Annotated in this window: 12 protein-coding genes and 2 pseudogenes; all 14 read right to left on the bottom strand. The window is 68.4% G+C overall.

The annotated features are described in order from the left end of the window. Window positions 1-73 precede the first annotated feature (73 nt). Window positions 74-1,033: a DUF2169 domain-containing protein gene (locus tag IPN03_14785; GenBank protein ID MBK9374947.1), complete on the bottom strand. Its 960-nt coding sequence runs from the start codon at window positions 1,031-1,033 to the stop codon at window positions 74-76. Then, window positions 1,030-1,608: a hypothetical protein gene (locus IPN03_14780; protein MBK9374946.1), complete on the bottom strand. Its 579-nt coding sequence runs from the start codon at window positions 1,606-1,608 to the stop codon at window positions 1,030-1,032. The genes IPN03_14785 and IPN03_14780 overlap by 4 nt, the downstream gene beginning before the upstream one ends. A 23-nt stretch (window positions 1,609-1,631) precedes the next feature. Continuing rightward, window positions 1,632-3,746: a type VI secretion system tip protein VgrG gene (gene tssI / locus IPN03_14775; GenBank protein ID MBK9374945.1), complete on the bottom strand. Its 2,115-nt coding sequence runs from the start codon at window positions 3,744-3,746 to the stop codon at window positions 1,632-1,634. Window positions 3,747-3,884: 138 nt separating this feature from the next. After that, window positions 3,885-5,123, bottom strand: coding sequence for a hypothetical protein (locus IPN03_14770; GenBank protein ID MBK9374944.1), 1,239 nt, complete (start codon window positions 5,121-5,123; stop codon window positions 3,885-3,887). Between the two features lie 18 nt (window positions 5,124-5,141). Further along, entirely contained in the window at window positions 5,142-5,591 is a 450-nt protein-coding gene (locus tag IPN03_14765) for a hypothetical protein (protein ID MBK9374943.1), read from the bottom strand. Next, entirely contained in the window at window positions 5,588-6,430 is an 843-nt protein-coding gene (locus IPN03_14760) for a hypothetical protein (GenBank protein MBK9374942.1), read from the bottom strand. The genes IPN03_14765 and IPN03_14760 overlap by 4 nt, the downstream gene beginning before the upstream one ends. Before the next feature lie 85 nt (window positions 6,431-6,515). Next, window positions 6,516-9,110 (bottom strand): DUF4150 domain-containing protein, encoded by a 2,595-nt coding sequence (locus IPN03_14755; GenBank protein MBK9374941.1) that lies wholly within the window; start codon window positions 9,108-9,110, stop codon window positions 6,516-6,518. Then, window positions 9,107-10,117 carry a DUF2169 domain-containing protein gene (locus IPN03_14750; protein MBK9374940.1) on the bottom strand — a complete coding sequence of 337 codons (1,011 nt, stop codon included), beginning with the start codon at window positions 10,115-10,117 and terminating at the stop codon, window positions 9,107-9,109. The genes IPN03_14755 and IPN03_14750 overlap by 4 nt, the downstream gene beginning before the upstream one ends. Window positions 10,118-10,145: 28 nt before the next feature. Next, a pseudogene (gene tssI, locus IPN03_14745) lies at window positions 10,146-12,261 on the bottom strand (type VI secretion system tip protein VgrG). A gap of 151 nt (window positions 12,262-12,412) precedes the next feature. After that, on the bottom strand, window positions 12,413-14,467 hold the full coding sequence (gene tssI / locus IPN03_14740) for a type VI secretion system tip protein VgrG (GenBank protein ID MBK9374939.1): 2,055 nt from the start codon (window positions 14,465-14,467) through the stop codon (window positions 12,413-12,415). Then, window positions 14,385-14,699, bottom strand: a complete 315-nt coding sequence (locus IPN03_14735; protein ID MBK9374938.1) for a hypothetical protein — start codon at window positions 14,697-14,699, stop codon at window positions 14,385-14,387. The genes tssI (IPN03_14740) and IPN03_14735 overlap by 83 nt, the downstream gene beginning before the upstream one ends. 154 nt (window positions 14,700-14,853) lie before the next feature. Beyond that, complete coding sequence (locus IPN03_14730) at window positions 14,854-15,297, bottom strand: hypothetical protein (protein ID MBK9374937.1); 444 nt, start codon at window positions 15,295-15,297, stop codon at window positions 14,854-14,856. A gap of 704 nt (window positions 15,298-16,001) precedes the next feature. Continuing rightward, window positions 16,002-16,447 (bottom strand): annotated as a pseudogene (locus IPN03_14725) (PAAR domain-containing protein). 122 nt (window positions 16,448-16,569) lie between these two features. Then, window positions 16,570-16,941, bottom strand: a complete 372-nt coding sequence (locus tag IPN03_14720) for a hypothetical protein (protein ID MBK9374936.1) — start codon at window positions 16,939-16,941, stop codon at window positions 16,570-16,572. Window positions 16,942-16,951 lie beyond the last annotated feature (10 nt).

Below are 16,951 nucleotides of genomic sequence, written 5' to 3'. Positions count from 1 at the left end.
CGCCGTCCATGTGGATCTCGGCCGAGATGCAGACGTCGTAGGTCGCGAGAACGCGGTGCAGCACGGCTTCTCCTCAGGCCGACTCGATCCGGACCAGCCGGACCTCGCGCGGGCGCATCTCGAACGTTGCGGCGGCTCTCCAGCGAACGACGAGCCTGTGCTCCTCGGCCTGGACGATGAGCGTGTCGAGCCGGGGCGACAGGCCCCTCATCTCCTCTCCGTTCACGAGCGTCACCCGCGCCGGAAAGGCCGGAACGGTCGTCGAAATCGGCCCGTCGGACGTGAGTCCGAGGACCTCGATCCTGGTCCCGGCTGCGGGCGTCTCGATCATGAGGTCGGGGTGAGCCCATCCCATGACCCACGGCTCGACCACGTCATATGGCAGCGGCGCTCCGTCGGGTCCGCGCAGCTTCTCGATCCGCACGCCTCCGGCGAGCGGGTAGGGTGCCCATCCTACCGGCCTCGGGATGTCCTTCGGAGAGCGGATCAGGGCGTTCGGGTCCTCGACGTTCGGGAGAGGCACGCCGTCTCCCTCCCGCTCGTCGAGGAAGAAGCCCTTGCCCACCGGGTTGTCGGTGTTCGGCATGTCTCCCACGGGCGTCGAGAGCTTTCCCCCGAAGGCGTTCTCCCAGACGATCGGCATCTCCCGGAACGGGAGCGGCTCCGTCGGGCGAAGGCCCGTGCCCGAACGCTCCCACCGCCGGTCGCCGAAGATCGCGAGGGTGTGACGAAAGCTGCCCACCGAGACCGAGACGGTCATCTGCCTCACGGCCTCTCCGCGAGGCGCCTTTGCCTTTCCGAGGACGAGCACGTCGGTCTTCGGCTTGCGTGGAGCCACTTCTCCCGGGAAGGTCCCGTAGGGAGTCTCCAGCGGCGCGAGGTGGATCGGCCAGGGCGCCTCCGTTACCGGCTCGAGCCGTCCTTCCCGAAGCGCGTACGTCGCCTTCAGGAGGAGGGCGCAGCCGAGGTCGGTCTCGCTCGCCGGCCCCGAGAAGAGGTGCGCCGCCATCGCCGTGCCGTTCTCGAGCTTCACGGCCCCTTCTCCTCTGCCGGGGCACTGGGGGGCAGCCGTCTCGGGTTCCCGGGAGACTGGAACGGCAGCTCGAGGAAGTCCTTCAGGGTCGTCACCTCGCGGGTGCGCTTCTCGACCTCTTCGTCCGTCGGACAGTTCAGGAGAACCCGTTCGCCGTTGAGGGCCACGTCGTCGTTCGCGGCGAGGGCGAGGTCGCCGCGGCGCGCCTCGACCGTCACGGACTGTCCAGAGACGGCCGCGTCGTGGCCGGCCCGCAATTCGAGCCCGTGCCCGGCCGACACGGCGAAATCCCGGGCCGCCCCCAGGGCGATCGCCTCCGCCTGGACCTCGAAACGACCGCACCGGATGGCCAGGTCGCCCTCGGCTTCGATGGCCAGGCTCGGCCCCGCGAAGCGCAGGACGGCCCCGGACGGCGTCATGAAGACCTCGAGCCGCACCTGGCCGTCCGGGGAAACGACCCTCAAGGCCTGACCCTTCGGCTCGTTCGAGAGCTGCACGCGACCCCCGTCGCGCAGGGCGAGCGAGCGGCCGCGGGAAGCCGGCTTCCCGGCTGCCGCGTTTCTCCTCGCGGGCACGCTCTTCCTCACGCCGTCTCCGCTCACGCGTTCAGCTTCACGACGGCGCCGTTGACGTTCACCGGACCGTTCGACTTGACGTCGACCGTGCCTCCGCCCTCGACCGTGGCGGTGCCGTCCGCGTGGACCGTCACCGTCTTGCCGTTCACCTTGACGGCCCCGCCGGTCGTGACGTCGACCTCGCCGTTCAGGATGTTCACGAAGGAGCCGCCGACGTTCATCTGGATCTGGTTCTTGGCGACGAGGAAGATCGTGTCGGCGTTGACCTGGAACACCTTCGTGACGTTGTGCTCCTCGGTTCCCCCGACATTCGTCGTGTCGTTGCTGGTGATCGTCGTCTTCCGGTGCTGGCCGACCGTGAGCTCGTGGAACCCGTCGATGCCCGTCTTCTGGTAGCCCTTCACGTGGACCGTCTGGTAGCCCTTGACCTCGTGCGTGTCGTTCTTGCCGACCGTCCGCGAGTCGTTCCCGCCTATTCCCGTGCCGCGGTCCCCGCCGACGGTGCGTCCCTCGTCGGCCTCGACGACGGTCGTCAGGTTCCGCTCGGCGTGCTGGTAGAACTCCTCCTTCCCCTTCTTGTCCTCGAAGCGGATCTCGTTGAAGTTCTTAGGCCCTCCGCCGAGGGAAGAGCGGCTCTTGACGCCGCTCTGGGTCTTGTTCTCGGGCAGGTCGTACGGCGGCATCATGTCGGCGTTGTAGACGCTCCCGACGATGATCGGCTGGTCCGGGTCGCCCTCGAAGAAGTCGACGATCACCTCGTGGCCGATCCGGGGAATCCGGATCGCCCCCCACTGCCGGCCGGCCCAGCTCGTCCCGACGCGAATCCAGCACGAGGAGTTCTCGTCGTTCTTTCCCTCGCGGTCCCAGTGGAACTGCACCTTCACCCGCCCGTACTTGTCCGTGAAGATCTCTTCTCCGGAAGGCCCCACCACGACGGCCGACTGGCTTCCCTGCACCACCGGCTTCGGCGTCGTCCGCCGCGGCCGGTACGGCATCGCCGCAGGGATGCACGTCGCCTCGTTCTCGTACGTCAGGGCGTCCTCCTCGCCCGACCGGTAACCTGCCCCGCACGTCGCCGCGTGCTTCACCGACGTCAGAAGGTACTCCCCGTCCGCGTTGAAGTGCCTCTGCAGCGTGAACTTGTATCCGGGCACGAGATGCTTGACGGAGCTCTTCGCCCGGATGACCACCGCCGGAGTCGTCTCCTCGTCCATCCGGATACCGACCGTCCTCTCGTTGTCCTGAAAGATCTTCTGAAGCTCCGCCTTCTGCTCCCCGCCCCCCTTGTTGATCCCGTCGAATCGCTGCGCGTACTCCCCGGGAAAGTCGTAGACCTCCATCTGGTCCACGCCCTTCACCTTCAGCTTGTGCGTCTCCTTGCCCACCGGCACGCTGTCGTGGATCAGCGCCTCGGCCTCCAGGTGCTTGTGCGGCAGCTCGAAGCTGTGATCCCAGAGGAGGTACTTCCCGGGCCGGATCTCCTGCTCCTTCCTCCACGCCCAGATCCGGTTCTCGTCCCGAACGCCCCCCTCGACCTCCTCGTAGATGAGCTTGCTGTCTCCCGCGAGGTCCGGGTGGTCCGAGGGGCTGTCCGAAGCGATCATCTTGTGGTCGCCGTCGGAGTGCTCGAAGAAGAAGTAGATCCCCTCCTCCTCCATCAGCCGCGCCGCGAAGTTGAAGTCCGTCTCCCGGTACTGCACGCAGTAGTCCCGCGGCTCGTACTTCTCGTTCAGCTGCCAGTCCACCGTGAACCCGGCGAAGACCTTCTTCAGGATCTCCGGCACCGTCATCCTCTGGAAGATCCGGCTCTGCGCCTTCCGGGTCAGCCTCCAGACGTCCGGCACGAGCGCGGCCTCGTATTCGGTGAAGAGGTCGTTCCGCCCCCCCTGCGCGAGCTTCACGCACAGCCCGTTCAGGTACGTCTCGCTCCCGTCCGCGAGCGCGAGGTAGACCGTCACCTTCTGCCCGAGGATCGCGTCGAACGCCACCTTCGTCTTGTTCTCCGCGAGCATCTCGAGCCGGAAGCCGAAGAGCGTCGAGATCGCCTCGGTGCCCCAGAACCCCGTCAGGATCAGCTCGTCGGGCCCGAGCGGAGTGTTGACGCGCAGCTTCCGATCCTGGTGCTTGTATTCGCCCATCGAGATTCCCCCTTTGCCGGAGACCCGGGCACACAATCTGGTCAGGCCATCGACGTGCCGTCAATATAGGGTCATCGACGGACGCGGGTCAAAGGCCCGGCGTCCCGGACGGACATTGGCGTGACCCGGCTCACCGGGTCAGCGCCAGGCCTCCGGGACGAGGCGCACCAGCTCGGAAGCGGGTCCCTTCCAGGTGCCGTGGAACCGGCCGCGCAGGCACGCCTCCCAGCGGGACTCCATGTCGATCACCTCGAGGAGCTCGACCGGACAGCCGGACGAGACGTCGGCCCCGCGGCACCAGCGGGTGCCTTTCCCGAAAGTCGGGCGCACGTCCTGCCAGTACGTTCGCGCCGCGGCTGCATCGGGGAGGGCCACCTCCTCGAGGAACTCCGCCTCGAAATCGTCCGGCGGCTCGCCTGGAGGGACGACGGTTGCCCGGCGATCGCTCGCGACCTCGGCTCCCGTGATCTTCACGAACGCCGCCCCCGCCGCCGACGCGCGCACGGGGTCTTCGGAGTCCATGGCCTCGAGGAGGGCGCTCACGCCGCCGGGATGCCCGAGCGCCCCGAGCGCCCGCGGCCCGGACCTCCCCCGGCCCGCCTGCCCCGATGAGGCCCCGGCGACGGCCGCAAGGTCTGCCGGCTCGCCGAGGACGGCGAGGAGGTAGAGCCACTGGGCGGCGACTTCCCCGCCCGCCTGAGCTCTTTCGCGGCACGTCTCGAGCACCTCCGGCAGGGCGAACCACGCGGCCGCGACGGCGGCCTCCCGCGCGACGCTGGCGTCCTGGTCCGAGAAGCCCCTGCGGAACGCTTCCGGCCTCGGAGGAGATGCGAGCAGCGGCACGAGCCGCCAGCCGGCCGCCCGCACCGAAGCGTCCGCGTCATCACGGAACCGGGACTCCTGCGGGTCGGGACCGACCGGCTGCCTCTGCAGAGCGAGCGCCGTCGCGGCCGCGACGGCCAGGCCGGAATCACCCGACTTCAGGCAGTCGGCGAGCTCTCCGGAGACGGACCGGACGTCTCCGTGTGAGAGGGCCTCGCAGAGGCCCTCCCGGCAGCCCCCGGCGGACTCGCGGAACGCCTCGACGACCGAGGCGGCAGCCCCGGGAACGCCGCAGCGCAGCAGGGTGTACCCCGCCGCGAACGAGGCGAGCGGGTCGTCCGACGTGAGGGCCCCTCCCAGGATCTCGGGCAGCTCTCCGCGGGCGAGCAGGAGCCCCTCGGCGTGCGCCTCCATCCGCGACTCGAGGCGCCTCACCTTCGGGAGGGTCAGCTCGGGCGACCGCAGGCTGTCGCGCCGCAGTCCCCACAGGAACTGGAGCTCCTCGAAGTGCTCGTCGAGCACGTCGCGCAGCAGGATGACCTTCGGCGAGAGCATCGCGCGCCCGTCCGCCCTTCAGTTGATCGCGACCGAGCCGCCCCGGATGCGGTTCCGCCCCCGGGCGTGCGAGACGAGCTCGCGGCCCTTGACGAGGACCCTTCCGTCCTCTCGCAAGGTGATCGAGCCCTCGCCCACTCTCAGGGTGAGGCCCTTCGTCGCCTCGAGGACGATCTCGTCCGGCGGAGTCTTCGCGACGGCGTTCGCCGCGTCGGGGCGGCAGACCCGCCCGAGGATGACGCCCCGGCCCGCGCCCCCTTCGGGGACCACGACGAGGACGACGTCGTTCTCTGCGAGCCGGGGAGCCTCTCCGGGGCGGGGCTCGAGGACGTCGCACGCGAGGAGGGCGCCGTCCGTCCCGGATACGACCAGGACCGCGTCGTCGAGGAGGGCCGCCACCTTCGCCAGCCGGCTGCCGAGACCGGCTCCCGCTACCGGCTCGAGGACCTTCTTCTCGTTCTCCATCACCGGGTTCCTCCCTGGGATTTCGGACGCACGACCGCGAGGGGGGGCAAGTCGAAGACGATCGCCCCCGAAACGGATTTCTCGTCCGCTCCCGGAGGCGCCGAGAGAGAGATCCGCATGGAAGCGCGGTAGCTGGCGGGGGGAACGCGGATGCGAGACCTCGCCAGAAAGTGGAGGACCTTCGCCGGTGCCAGGGAAACGACGTCCTGCGGGGAGCCGGTCCGCCGCTTTCCGTCGGGCTCGAGCTCGGCGACGTCCGACGGCGCGAACTCGATCTCGCGGCTCTCGCCCGCCTCGCCGCCGGGACCGACACGGAAGAGGACGAGGCTGAGAGCGGACGAGGATCCCGCCGACGCCGGGTTCGCGAAGGGCACCGGCACGAGGCCCGGGTTGCCGATACGCACCCGTACGCGCACGTCGTCGTCCGCCGGCACCGAGGGGCTCTCCCATTCGCCGCCCCCCTCCAGGGCCTGGTGAGGGTGCTTCATCGTGCCTTCCACGAGCGCCTCGGCTTTCGAGAGGACTTCCTCCTCGGCGGGCGTCTCAGCGCCTTCGGGCTGGCTGTGGACGACCTCCGCCCGGCCCTTCGCCATGATCCCGATCGAGATCATCGAAGTCCCCGGCGGGTCCTCGCCGGACGGACGCGCGGCGCCGAGCGACCGCACCGCGGCGGCGAGGGCATCCCAGGCCCCCGGCTCCATCGGCGCGCGGAAGGTCCCGATCCTCGGAATGCCCGGGAGCGAGGCGTCGGTCCTCACCAGCGCCGCTTCCTTCGTGAAGCTCCCTCCCAGGGTCCCCGCCGAGCCGACGCTGCGCGTGTAGAAGACCCAGGTGTCAGACATGGCTCCCTTTTCCTTTCCGTCCGCGAACGCGAGCCCGGCGACGCCGAGAGCCGCGACCGCCGCCGCGCTCGCGAGCTTCGCGCGTCTAGAGCGGCTCGCGCTCGTAGCCATCGTTTGCCTTGCCCAGGAACCACGAGTGGAAATCGTCCAGGTGGTTCTTCTTGATCCCGGTCCCGCTCGGCCCCATCAGGCTCCCCGGGACGTCCGGGTTCGGGGGTTGCCCCGTCGCGTTCCCGCTCGCGTCCTGCGGGACGTAGACCGCCCCGGCCCGGTACTCGTCGTAGAGGCCGAGCGTGTGGCCGAACTCGTGCGCCCGGACGCCGAGCTGGTTCCCCTCGTGCCCGCAGCGCTCCATGAACCACGTTCCCGAGTTCCACCACTTGTTGTGACGTGAGTTCGTGAACCCGTAGGTGTCCGGGTTGCCGCTCCAGACGTTCACGGCGGCGAACTCCCCCGAGTCGACGAAGAGGCACTCCACCTCGATCGGGAAAAGGCAGCAGCCGCCCCAGCACTTGCACGTCGTACCCCGCTTGCAGGCGTTCCGGTGCTCGCGCCACTTCCGGGTCCAGATCGCCTCGATCTCCAGCTTCCAGGCCTTCTTCTCGGTGTCGCCGAAGGTCGCTCCGCCCTGGGCCGCGAGCTTGATGCGCCCCGTGACCCTGAAGATCCCGTTCTTGATCTCGAGGTCGAACCCGTAGTCCCACCCCCACCTCCCGGTCGCCTGCGTGTAGGTGTAGGTGCCGTCGGGCTGGAGGACCGGGGTCATCTTGGGAACGGACCGCCGGAGCTTCGTGCCCGGCTGCCGCGTCTCCTCCGGCACCGTGATCATGAGCGGGAAGCCCGACTTCTCGTAGACACCCGCTCCGAACGCGAAGATGTCGAGCTTCACCTGGTTCTTCGGGTGCGGCCCGGTCTGGGTGACCCAGGGGATCGCCATCACGCCGCCCGTGAGCTGCTCGATGAAGTAGGCCACGGGCAGCTCCAGCGGCGCCCGGGCGACGGTGATGCTGACCCAGGTGCCCGCGCCGCCCCCTTCGTCGCTCACCTCGATGTTCACGTCGTCGCCGCACTTCAGATCCCGCTTGCTCCAGCGCACCTTCCACTTGGGTGGGGCGAACCAGGGAATGGGGATGATGAGCGGGGGCTGGACCAGGATGCCGGGCGGTGTGTTCGGCGGCGGACTGACGTTCTGGAACATCAGGTCGAACTGCCGGAAGACGAAATCGCCGTCCACCATGACGTCGAAAGAGAAGGTGAGAGGAATCGCCTTCCCCTTGATCTTGTTCGAGAGGACTCCCAGGGCGACCCCCGCCTCGTCGCCCGTGCTCGTGGAGAAGTTCGAGCCGCGGAGCATGATCGGGTTGCCGTCTACCTTCACCGTGCTGCTGCCGTCCGCCGTGTTCTGCGAGAACGCGATGTTCGGATAGGGGATCGGGACCGGCGTCCCGCCAGCCGGGCTCGGTGTCTTGCAGACGTCGGGAAACGCGAAGGTCGTCCCGCCGCTCTGCTTGTGCACGACCGTCAGGAAATTGACCGTGGTGGTCGGCATGAGGGTCACCTCCTCCCGTCGGCGGCCGGAGCCGCCAGGACCGCCGCGGCCCGTTCGCCGCGCTCGGCCGTGCCGGTGACGAGAGCGGCACCTCCCGCTCCCAGCGGAAAGCGGACTCCGTTCGCGGCGAGAGCGAGCAGGAGAAGGCCCGCGGCCGCGCCGAGGTCTCCGACGATGGTGGCAGGCAGGTGGCGCCGCCAGCCGGCCGGAAGCGCCGCGAGGCAGCGCGTCTCGACGAGAGCCCACTCGAGGAACCGGCCGCGTTCGCCGTTCAGGTCGGTGAAAACGTCGACGATCCGGCTCGCCGAGGGCGACGCCGAGAGGGCCGAGGTCACGGCCTGGCTCGCCCCCCTCGGCGCGGTTCGGAGTCGAACCGTCGAACGGGACCGGCTCGTGCGCGACGGCGATCCCCTCGACGACGGCGTAGAGCGGCGCCCGGCGGCGCCGCGCGGGCTCGAGTCTCTCCAGGACGAGGAAGGCGCTCCCTTCGCCCGGGATGGCCCCGCCGGGCGCGCGGTCCGTCCGGAGCCGGGAGACGCGGTTCATCTCGGAGACGTTCTCCGGACCCAGCATCGCGTCCTGACCTCCGACGAGCGCGACGTCGACGTCGCCCGACTGGAGGCGGGCCACCGCGGCGTGGAGCGCGAGGATCCCCGCCGCGTGGCCCTTCGGGACGGCGTGGACCTCCACCCGGCCTCGTTCGAGAAGCCCCGCCGATTCGGCGGCGGCCCTGAACGACGGGATCGCGGCCGGGTCGGCTCCGGGGGCCGTCGCGTACGGGAGGGCGAGGAAGACCTCCACGGCCACACGCCGGTACGCCCCGTCCACGTCGACCGGCTCGTACAGGCCCGCGTCGAACAGGGCCTCGCGGGCCGCGTTCAACGCCAGGTCGGCCGGGCCGGCAGCGCCCAGCGCGGCGACGAGGCCCTCGGCTCCGGAGGCGAGGTAGACGCCACCGTCTTCGCCCGGATCGCCTCCGGCCCCGGCCAGGGGCCTCTCTGAAACGCGGCGGACGCTCGCGCGGATCGACGTGAACGTCTGTGCCGCCGTGGCGCCCACGGCAGTGACGGCGCCCACCCCCGTGATGACGACGGGACCGCGGGACGGCGTCCCCGGCTCGGCCGCCGTCACGGCCCCTCCGCCTCGACCGCGACGCACTCGACGTCGCGCGTCTGCCCGTGCACGCTCTGGTAGGCGCCGAAAGTCAGCTCCACGAGCGCCGTCTCGGCATCGACGAGGACCGTCTGCAGCGTGAAGGCCAGGTCCGTCTTCTGCGTGCGGAAATAGACCTGCCCCCGCGGGACGACACGCGGGAGTGCGAACCGCATCTCCCCGTGCGGCACGATGCCCGTCACGACGACGGGGGCCCCGGGCGCAGGCGGATCGGGCGCCACGAGGCCGGGTGCGCCGCGCTGGTGGAAACGCGGGTCCAGGTCGTCGGGAGGCAGGGCGCCCGTTGACGCTGCCAGGCGGCGTCGTACGTCCCCGCGTAGGAGACCCGGGGCTGCCAGTGCGAGGCCACAAAACCGAAACCCGCTGGCTGCGGACGGTCGAAGGGGCCCTTGACGAGGGCGGCCGGGTCCTCGACGTTCGGCAGGCGGTCTCCCGCGACCGGCCTCTTCGAGCCGCGCCCTCGGAACCCGCGCCCGACGGGATTCCTCGGCTCCTCTTCGAAAGCTCCCGGGTTCGGCAGGTCGGAGTCGCGGCCGCCGTAGGCGTTCTCCCAGGTGAGGGCCATCGTCTCGAAGGGCTCCGGCTCCGGGAACGCCGGTGGCGCCCGACCAGCGCCGCTCGCCGAAGACGCGCACGTCCCTGCCGAAGGCGCCCACGCGGAACGTGACATCCACCTGCGGCGCCGGACGGGTGCGCCCGGCGCGCCCCAGGAGGACGAGGTCGCAGCCGGGCTTTCCGGGGCAGAGGTCCGAGGCCCGTCGAATGGAGGATCGGCTCGGTTCCCCGCTGTGCTCGTCGGCGAGGCGAACGGCGGCCTGCTCGGCTGCGGGCTGAAGGCCCGCCCGGGCGGTCCAGGCGAACGTCGCCTTCACGAGGACGGCGAGCAGCTCGGCCCCGGACCCGTCGATGACGAGGGTCCTCTCCGCCGCGTACCGGCTCCTGTTGACCAGCTCCATTCCAGCCATGGCCTCCCTCTCGACCGTGCCTCCCCGCTCAGTTCATCCCGATCTTGCTGCCCTTGATCGTCACGGACGAGGACGCCTTGACGTTCACCTTGCCGCTGGCGATGACGTTGATGTCCTTGCCCTTGATCGTGATGGTCCCGTCCTTCTTCATCGTGATCGAGGCGTCGCCGGTCTGGAGCTGTACCGTGTCGCCGGCCGTCAGGGTGAGAGTCTTCCCGGCCGTGACGGTTCCGCTCCCCCCGATCTGCGTCGCGGCGTCGGCTCCGACGTTCACCGTCGAGCCTTTCGCGAACGAAACGGTCACGGCCTTGGAGACCGAGAAGGCGAGCGCTCCCCCGATCGCCACGGTCTCGTTCGCCCCGATCGTCCGCGTCTCGTTCGCCCCGATCGCGATCGACCGGTTCGTGCTCACAGTGATGCTCTCGTCCCTTCCGACGGTCTCGGTCCGGTTCGCGCCCACGCTCGTCGTCTCGTCGTTCCCGATCGACTTCGTCCGGTCGTGACCGACGGTGTGGGACTCGTCGTTCTCCACCTCGATGTCCTGGTTCTTCTCGGCGTGGATCTTCAGCAGCTCCCCGCCCTTCTTGTCCTCGAACATGATCTCGTTGAAGTTCGCGGGCCCCGCGCCCTTCGAGCTCCGCGACTTGACCCCGCTCCGGGTCTTGTTCGAGGGCAGGTCGTACGGCGGCATCCTCTCGGCGTTGTAGACGCTCCCGACGATGATCGGCTGGTCCGGGTCGCCCTCCAGGAAGTCGACGATGACCTCCTGACCGATTCGGGGAATCCGGATCGCCCCCCAGTTCTGCCCCGCCCAGCTCGTCCCGACACGCATCCAGCACGAGGAGCTCTCGTCGTGCTTTCCCTCGCGGTCCCAGTGGAACTGCACCTTCACCCGCCCGTACTTGTCCGTGAAGATCTCCTCGGTCGACGGTCCGACGACGACCGCCGTCTGGCTCCCCTGCACCACCGGTTTCGGCGTCGTCCTTCGTGGCCGGTACGGCATCGCCGCCGGGATGCACGTCGCCTCGTTCTCGTACGTCAGTGCGTCCTCCTCGCCCGACCGGTACCCTGCCCCGCAGGTCGCCGCGTGCCGCACCGACGTCAGCAGGTACGCCCCGTCCGCGTTGAAGTGCCTCTGCAGCGTGAACTTGTACCCCGGCACGAGGTGCTTCACGGTGCTCTTCGCCCGGATGACCACCGCCGGCGTCGTCCCCTCGTCCATCCGGATCCGGACCGTCCGCTCCCTGTCGCGGAAGACCTTCTGCAGCTCCGACGCCTGCTCCCCGCCCCCCGCGTTGATCCCGTCGAAACGCTGCGCGTACTCCCCGGGAAAGTCGTAGACCTCCAGCTTGTCCACGCCTTTCACTTTCAGGTTGTGCGTCTCCTTGCCCACGGGCACACTGGCCGGGATCATGGCTTCGGCCTCGAGGTGCCTGTGCGGCAGCTCGAAGGTGTGATCCCGCAGAACGTACTTCCCCGGCCGGATCTCCTGCTCCTTCATCCACGCCCAGATCCGGTTCTCGTCCCGAACGCCCCCCTCGACCTCCTCGTAGATGAGCTTGCTGTCTCCCGCGAGGTCCGGGTGGTCCGAGGGGCTGTCTGAAGCGATCATCTTGTGGTCGCGTTCGGAGTGCTTGAAGAAGAAGTAGATCCTCCTCCTCCATCAGCCGCGCCCCGAAGTTGAAATCCGTCTCCCGGTACTGCACGCAGTAGTCCCGCGGCTCGTACTTCTCGCTCAGCTGCCAGTCCACCGAAAATCCGGTGAAGACCTCCCTCAGGATCTCCGGTACCGTCATCCTCTGGAAGATCCGGCTCCGTGCCTTGCGGGTCAGCAACCAGACCTCCGGCACGAGCGCGGCCTCGTATTCGGTGAAGAGGTCGTTCCGCCCCCCCTGCGCGAGCTTCACGCACAGCCCGTTCAGGTACGTCTCGCTCCCGTCCGCGAGCGCGAGGTGGACCGTCACCTTCTGCCCCAGGATCGCGTCGAACGCCACTTTCGTCTTGTTCTCCGCGAGCATCTCGAGCCGGTAGCCGAAAAGAGTCGAGATCGCTTCGGTCCCCCAGAACCCCGTGAGGATCAGCTCGTCCGGACCCAGCGGCGTGTTCACGCGAAGCTTCCGATCCTGATGCTTGTACTCGCCCATCGAGATTCCCCCTGTGCCGGAGACCCGGACCGCCAACCTGTTCAATCCATTTACGCGAGATCAATATAGGGTCAGCGACGGACGTGGGTCAAAGGCGGAGTGTCCCAGACGGACAGGGGCGTGACCCGGCTCACCGAGTCTCCCTCGCTCATCAGGGCGATCCGGTGCGGCAACAGGTCGGCGACGTTCCCGGCGTCAGCTCGACTTCTGCCCGGTCTTGGCGTCGTCGGCTTCCGCCGGGTCCGGCGGGTTGGCCTTCGAGGCATCGCTGGGCGCAGCGGGACTCGAACCACTTCCGCTTCCCGCAGAGCCGCCGCTGTTGATGAGGACCATGGTGCCCTGGATCGTCACCCCCGCCGGGTTGATGTCCACGAACCCACCAGGCCCCTTGAGCGTGAGCTGCACCGGCCTCGATGACGACCTTCATCCCGGCCTTGAGGTGGATCTCCTGGCCGGCCTCGTGAGCCCAGTCCGTCCCGGTCTTTTCCTGGGTCTTCCCTCCGACGGTCATCGACAAGCCGCCGTCGACCTTGGTCTTCGCGCCCGACTTGACGTGAAGGTCCTCGTTTCCGTCGATCGTCGTCGTCCGGTTCCCTTTGATGACCGTATCGAGGTTCCCGTTCCCCTCGTCCCCCTCCCCGACGAGGAGCTTCATGTCGCCGCCGATCTTCTCCTCGTGGTGACGCTTCACCAGGATGAAGCGGTCCCTGAAGACCTTCTCCTTGTAGTCGCCGCGCTTGCTCCCGTTCTGCTCGCCGCCGATGACGAGGTGGCGGTCGTTGAGGATCCTCTCCCGCATGTCGTTCTTCACGCGGACGTCCAGGTCCTTCTCGGCGTGAATGAAGACCTGTTCCTTGTCTTTCGAGTCGTCGAAGCGGAGCTCGTTGAATCCCTGCCCCCCCATCGTCGTGTTCGACTTGAAGCCAGAGACTTTGTTGTCGTTCTTGTGCTTGCCGTCCGGCCCCTGCCCCAGATACGGGGGCATCTGGTTGGAGTTGTAGACCGTCCCCACGATGATCGGCTGGTCCGGGTCGCCCTCCAGGAAGTCGACGATCACCTCCTGCCCGATCCGCGGCCAGTGGGATGCTCCCCATCTCCGTCCTGCTGCGAGCTGGCCCACCCGGAGCCACGTGGAGCTTTCTTCGTTGTACTTTCCGTCGCGGTCCCAGTGGAACTGCACCTTCACCCGCCCGTACTTGTCGGTGAAGATCTCCTCTCCTTGCGGCCCCACGACGACCGCCGTCTGGCTGCCCTGGACCACCGGTTTCGGCGTCGTCCGCCGCGGCCGGTACGGCATCGCCGACGGGATGCACGTCGCCTCGTTTTCGTACGTCAGCGCCGCTTCCTCCCCGGAACGGTACCCCGCCCCGCACGTCGCCGCGTGCTTCACCGACGTCAGCAGGTACTTCCCGTCCGCATTGAAGTGCCGCTGCAGGGTGAACTTGTATCCCGGCACAAGGTGCTTCACGTTGCTCCTGGCCCGGATCACCACCGCCGGCGTCGTCTCCTCGTCCATCCGGAGCCCGACCGTTCGCTTGTTGTCCTGGAAGACTTTCTCGAGCTCCGACGCTTGCTCCCCGCCCCCCTTGTTGATCCCGTCGAAACGCTGTGCAAACTCTCCGGGAAAATCGTAGACCTCCATCTTGTCCACGTTTTTCACCTTCAGCTTGTGCGTCTCCTTGCCCACCGGCACGCTCGCCATGATCAGCGCCTCGGCGGCCAGGTTCTGGTGGGCGATCTCGAAGGTGTGGTCCCACAGGACCGACTTCCCCGACCGGATCTCCTGCTCCTTCATCCACGCCCAGATCCGGTTCTCGTCCCGAACCCGCCCTCGACGTCCTCGTAGATGAACTTGTTCACGCCCTTGAGGTCCGGATGGTCGGAAGGATCGTCCGTCACGATCATCCTGTGATCGCCGTCGGAGTGCTCGAAGAAGAAGTAGATCCCTTCCTCTTCCATCAGCCGCGCCCCGAAGTTGAAGTCCGTCTCGCGGTACTGCACGCAGTAGTCCCGCGGCTCGTACTTCGCTCTCGTGCGCCAGTCCACCGTGTAGCCGTCGAAGACCTTCCTCAGGATGTCCACCACCGTCATCCGCTGGAAGATCCGGCTCTGCGCCTTGCGCGTCAGCCTCCAGACGTCGGGCACGAGCCCGGCCTCGTACTCGGTGAAGAGCTCGTTCTGCCCCCCCTGGGCGAACCGCACGCACAGCCGTTCAGGTACGTCTCGCTGCCGTCCTCCAGCGCGAGGTAGACCGTCACCTTCTGCCCCAGGATCGCGTCGAACGGCACCTTGGTCTTGTTCTCCGCCAGCATCTCGAGCCGGTAGCCGAAAAGCGTCGAGATCGCCTCCGTTCCCCAGAACCCGGTCAGGAGCAGGTCGTCCGCGTCGAGCGGCGTCTTCACGCGGAGCTTCCGATCCTGGTGCTTGTATTCGCCCATGGAGAGTCCCCCTGTGCCGGAGCCCCGGACCGACGGCCTGACCTGCTCTGGTGAACCTGTTCAATATAGGGCCTCGGACGGACGCGGGTCAAAGACCCGGGGCCCGACCCACATCCACGTGACCCGGCTCACCAGGTCTGGAGGCGTGAGCCGATCAGCGCCCAGTGGCGTCGAGGACGACCTTGACCAGGAGCCTGCGGCCGCCACGCTCGAATCCGAGCCGGAGGTCGCCCCACGGCCTGCGATAGACGGCGTAGACGGGAGTATCGGCGGGTTGTCGGGGGGTCGGGACGATGAGGTCTTGCTCGGACCCGAAACGCGAGGTGGCGTTTCGCGCGGTGACCGCGACCGCTCGGTTCAGGGTCAGGATCAGGATGCCGTCGGGCGCGGTCGCTCCCGGTCCGGGCGTACGGAGCTCGGCTTCGACGAACAGTGGCCCGGCCGGGTTCCGGCCCCGGTGGACGGCGAAGATCTCGTCCGTCCCGTCCTTGTCGGGCGCCAGGGCCAGCCCTGTCTTCCTCGACACGTCGTCCACACGGAAAGGGCGCGAAGCGGCGAGCGCCTCGAGCGCATCGAAGAGTTCTGCCTCCGTTGCCATCGGTCCCCTCTCTTCCTCCAGGCCTCCCTCCGGCGCACGCCGCGAGGAGAACCCGGCCACCAGCCACCGGATCGTCCCGGGCCACATCATGGCCCGACGTTCGTGTCCCACCAGTCCGAGTAGGGTTGTCCGTAGTAGTCCCCGTAGGTCTTGCTCGGGTCGGTGCTCGGGTGCTCGCCGTCGGCGAAGGCATCCCCGATCTCCTGCCTCGCCTTGTCCCTGTCCGCCGGGTCAGGGTACTTGTCGGCGATCTCCTGGTACTTGTCTCCCTGCGCGCCGGCGATGCCGATGTCGGACGCCCCCGCGTCGTTCAACTCCTTACGAACGTCCGCGTTCGTCATCGTCGCCTCACCCTCGTCCTTCAGGGCGTTGTTGGTGTTGCGGTCGACGTACTCCTGCTTCGTGAGCCCTGCGGGCGGGACGTAGGCGTCCGGCTCGTAGAGGGCGTGGCCGCTCTCGTGGGCGAGCGTCTGGACGATCGCCTCCGTGTTCCCCCTTTCGTTGGAGTCGATGACGATCTCCTTGGCGGCACGGTCGGCGTAGCTCCCCTTCCCCGCGTCTCCGTAGCGGATCTTCCAGCCGTCCTGCTGCAGCTGCCTCAGGTTGTCGGAGAGGGTGGAGGACTGGCTCGCGAGGGCGTCGACGCCGGCCCCGAGGCCGGTCGAGACCGAGCCTCCGCTCATGCCGATCTGGACGTTCAGGCATCCCATCGAGATCTTGTTCGTCGGCCCGATCGCCTCGAGGATTGTGTCCCCCTGCCGGCAGGCGGGCAGGTTGTTGATCAGAACCGTCGACGAGCCGTTGATGACGACCCCCGGTCCGTGAGGCGGGAGCGGGAACGGAGTGGCGCAGAAGTGGATGTCGGTGCCCCCCGCGGCCATCGCGTTGATCGTCGCGCTCATCGACGCCAGGGCCGCGGTCTTCGCCGCTTCCTCCGCAGCCTTGGCGGCCGGCAGTCCGGGCGTCCCGGCCGCCGCGGTCGTCGCCGCCTGGGCGACCTTGATGGAAGTGTCGGCCACGGCCTTGGCCGCCTGGAGCCGCCACCGCAGCGAGCGGTAGCCCACGCCAGGCCGAAAAGAAGCCGATGCTCACGTTGGGTGCCCCGGGCCCGGGCGTGAGAACAGGGGAGAGGATGAGAAACGGGGTCCATCACGCGCGGCCGGCTTTCCCATCATTCGCCCCCTCGAGGTGACCCCCGAAACGAGACCGGCGGCACACGTTCCCGGCGGACCGGCATCGCACCCGCCTTTCCCGTCGCAGCGCCTCCCCCGGCTAGCACGATTTCTGTCCCGTCTTCGCGTCGTCGGCGGCCGCTGGCTCCAACGGGCCGGCCTTCGTCGCGTCGTTCGGGTCGCTCGGGTCCATGGCGGTATCGCTCAGCGCCGACCCCCCGCTGTTGATCTTGACCATGGTCCCGACGATGGTCACGCCGCTGCCGTCGATCGTGATGAAGTTCGAAGCCGAGGACTTGATGCACACCGCTGGCGCGGAGATGACGAGCTGGCTCTGGCTCGCGTAGCAGGCATTCCCCTTCGCACCGATCGAGAGGCGATCGCCGACGAACAGGGCGTACTTCCCGCCGACGTCCTCGCCCACGCCGCCATCGACCTTAGTGAGGCGGACCTTCTTGAAGTGCTGCTCCACTCTCCCGTCT

The sequence above is a fragment of the Holophagales bacterium genome, from assembly GCA_016719485.1.
Taxonomy (GTDB): domain Bacteria; phylum Acidobacteriota; class Thermoanaerobaculia; order UBA5066; family UBA5066; genus UBA5066.
The sequence above is the reverse complement of the archived record's forward strand: the minus strand, read 5'-3'. Positions and strand labels throughout refer to the sequence as shown.

What these genes read in the sequence shown, in the direction of transcription:
- tssI (MBK9374945.1), bottom strand. Translation starts at nt 3,746, where the DNA reads ATGGGCGAATACAAGCACCAGGATCGGAAGCTGCGCGTCAACACTCCG.
- IPN03_14770 (MBK9374944.1), bottom strand. Translation starts at nt 5,123, where the DNA reads ATGCTCTCGCCGAAGGTCATCCTGCTGCGCGACGTGCTCGACGAGCAC.
- IPN03_14760 (MBK9374942.1), bottom strand. Translation starts at nt 6,430, where the DNA reads ATGTCTGACACCTGGGTCTTCTACACGCGCAGCGTCGGCTCGGCGGGG.
- IPN03_14750 (MBK9374940.1), bottom strand. Translation starts at nt 10,117, where the DNA reads ATGGCTGGAATGGAGCTGGTCAACAGGAGCCGGTACGCGGCGGAGAGG.
- IPN03_14735 (MBK9374938.1), bottom strand. Translation starts at nt 14,699, where the DNA reads ATGGGCGAATACAAGCACCAGGATCGGAAGCTCCGCGTGAAGACGCCG.
- IPN03_14730 (MBK9374937.1), bottom strand. Translation starts at nt 15,297, where the DNA reads ATGGCAACGGAGGCAGAACTCTTCGATGCGCTCGAGGCGCTCGCCGCT.